1 tRNA gene and 1 rRNA gene are annotated in these 249 nt (G+C 46.6%); both read left to right on the forward strand.

The window, feature by feature from the left end:
- Positions 1 to 94: 94 nt before the first annotated feature.
- A tRNA-Thr gene (locus LMH66_RS20345) sits at positions 95 to 170 on the forward strand.
- Positions 171 to 188: 18 nt separating this feature from the next.
- Positions 189 to 249, forward strand: a 5S ribosomal RNA gene (rrf, locus tag LMH66_RS20350); the annotation flags it as partial.

The following is a 249-nucleotide window of genomic DNA, read 5'->3' on the forward strand; positions in this document are numbered from 1 at the left end:
TGATAGTGTGGGGTCTCCCCATGTGAAAGTAGGTCATCGCCAAGCGCCTAATTTAAGTCTTAAATTACTGACAAGTAATCTTGAGCAAGATCATGCTGATATGGCTCAGTCGGTAGAGCGCATCCTTGGTAAGGATGAGGTCCCCAGTTCGATTCTGGGTATCAGCACCATCTTTAAAACCAGATTTGTCTGGGGACAATAGCATTGTGGTACCACCTGATCCCATCCCGAACTCAGTAGTGAAACGCA

It is taken from the genome of Shewanella sp. 10N.7, assembly GCF_020806285.1.
In the GTDB taxonomy this organism is placed as follows: Bacteria; Pseudomonadota; Gammaproteobacteria; order Enterobacterales; family Shewanellaceae; genus Shewanella; species Shewanella electrodiphila.